1 protein-coding gene is annotated in these 2586 nt (G+C 45.6%); it reads left to right on the top strand.

Translation table 11 applies throughout. The annotated features are described in order from the left end of the window. The coding region (locus C900_RS21610) for a condensation domain-containing protein (protein ID WP_040497267.1) at nt 1–2586 on the top strand (2586 nt) is incomplete at both ends.

Below are 2586 nucleotides of genomic sequence, written 5' to 3'. Positions count from 1 at the left end.
CCTGGGGAAAAGGTATATAAGACGGGAGACCTGGTACGTTGGCTACCGGATGGTAATATGGAGTACCTTGGCAGAATCGACCACCAGGTGAAGCTCCGTGGCTTTAGGATAGAGTTAGGAGAGATAGAGAGTCACCTTGTAGGACATAATGCTATTAAAGATGCGGTAGTAGTAGCCCGGGAAAGAGAAGGAGACAAGTACCTGGTAGGCTACTATATATCTTCGGAGGAGATTTCGTTCGAAGAACTTCGGGATCATTTATCTCTGAGCTTGCCAGACTACATGCTTCCGGTTCATTACGTTCATATGGAGCGATTTCCGTTGACCCCGAGTGGCAAGGTAGACCGTAAGTCCTTACCAGATCCGGAGATGTCGATATCGGAGAATTATGTTGCTCCGAAGACTAAAGAAGAGCAGTTGCTGAGTGATGTATGGAGCAAGGTGTTGGGAGTAGAAAAGGTGAGTACCACGAAGAATTTTTTTTCATTGGGTGGTGATTCCATCAAATCTATCCAGATAAGTTCTCGGGTTAGGTCATCGGGGTATGAAGTATCAGTGCGTGATATTCTTACCTATCATACGATTAGTGAGCTGGCTCCTTACGTGAAGAAAAAGACCAGGATCTCAGAGCAGGGGGTTGTTACAGGAGAAGTTCCACTGACGGGTATTCAAAAGAAGTTTTTCACGCAGGATTTTCACTTCCGTCATCATTTTAACCAGTCTGTGATGTTTTGTTTTCCTGAACGGATCACCGAGCTTGAGGTAAGGAAGATATTTACCCACCTTCAGTCACATCATGATGCACTACGGATGAGATACGAGTTTTCAGGCGAAACAGTTGTTCAGTACAATGAAGACCTGGATTACCCTCTGTCAGTAGTTGTCCGGGACCTGAGTGGTGAGGAAAATGGCGATGAGCACCTCATGGCACTTTGTGAGGAGCAGCAGGAGAGTATAGACCTGGAACGGGGCCCGCTGATGAAGTTGGGCTTGTATGATCTTTCCGATGGCAGCCGGTTGCTGATAGTGATCCATCATTTGGTGGTTGATGGTATTTCGTGGCGTATACTTTTTGATGACATTGAGACGTTGTACAATCAATTGAGGAGCGGTGATGAGCTTAAACTTCCGATGAAAACGGATTCTTTTAAGTTGTGGTCTAAAAAGCTGGAAGAATATCGTAGGAGTGGTCACTACAAATCAGCGCTTGCATATTGGAATAGTGTTTTAAGCAGAGCTCAGATAGCGATCGGGCGAGATCACGCAGAAGGTTCCAATAAGCGTCAGGATGTAAGCACTGTGGGTTTTCAACTGAGCAGGGCCTATACAGAGAAATTATTAAGCAAGGTAAATGGGGTTTTTCACACCCAGATCAATGATATTTTGCTTTCGGGGCTTCTTCTGAGTGTTCATCATCAGTTTGGGTCCGGCTCTTTACGTGTAGATATGGAAGGGCATGGGCGAGAGGAGGTATTGGAAGGATTGGATGTTAGTCGTACTGTTGGTTGGTTTACAAGCTTTTATCCTGTTGTTCTGGATGTTTCGGCAGGGGAGGAGTTATCTTACCTGATCAAATCGGTGAAGGAGTCTTTACGGCAGATTCCCAACAAAGGGGTGGATTACCTGATGGGTATGTACCTGGATTCTGCGATAGCGGTAAAAGAGCACTCTTTGATCAGCTTCAATTACCTGGGTCAGTTTGACAGCGATACTGAAGGTCGTGTATATAGTATTTCCGGGGAAGGTCGTGGTTTTGAGGTTTCACCTTTGGAGAGCCGGGAGCATGATTGGGATATTACCGGTATGATAGCTGGAGGCCAGTTGGAACTGGGCCTTTCCTATAGCGAAAAGCAGTATGAAGGATCTACGATCAGGAGTTTGATGAGCACCTATGAAGAGAGCCTGAAGCTGCTGATTGCGTACTGTTTATCCTATGAGAAGCAGGAGTTGACTCCATCAGACCTTACTTATAATAAGCTAAGTATTGATCAGTTGGATGCCATTCAGGGGAAAAATGCGATAGAAGATATCTACCCACTTTCACCGATGCAGGAGGGGATGATATTTCATACCCTGATGGATGAGACTGCGGATCACTACTTTGGGCAGATGAGTTACCGGTTGGAAGGCGCAGTTAACGTAGCCCTTCTGGAGAAGAGTTTTCAGTCTCTGGTAAAGCGTTATGATGTGTTACGTACATTATTTTTACTGGAAGGTTATGATCGTAACCTCCAGGTGGTTTTGGTTGACCGTGCGGGTCAGTTTATATATCAGGATGTAAGGGAAGAAGTATCAGCATATGGTAGAAAAGCTGTAGTAGAGAAATACCGGTTATCAGACAAGGCGGAGAAGTTTGATTTAGGGGAGGAGGTTCCGATGCGGGTGAGGGTTTATCGTACCGGAGCTGAAGAATATGAGTTCATATGGAGCCATCATCATGTGTTGATGGATGGGTGGTGTATGAGTATATTGATTAATGAATTTGGAGCTCTTTACCAGGGCTACCTGGCTGGCCGGGAAGTGCAGTTGCCGGCTGTCCAGCCTTATTCCAGTTATATCAGTTGGTTGGAAAGCAGGGATATGGAA

The sequence above is a fragment of the Fulvivirga imtechensis AK7 genome (assembly GCF_000331535.1).
GTDB classification, from domain to species: Bacteria; Bacteroidota; Bacteroidia; order Cytophagales; family Cyclobacteriaceae; genus Fulvivirga; species Fulvivirga imtechensis.
Note: the sequence above shows the minus strand (reverse complement) of the source record. Positions and strands in the feature narration are given on the sequence as shown.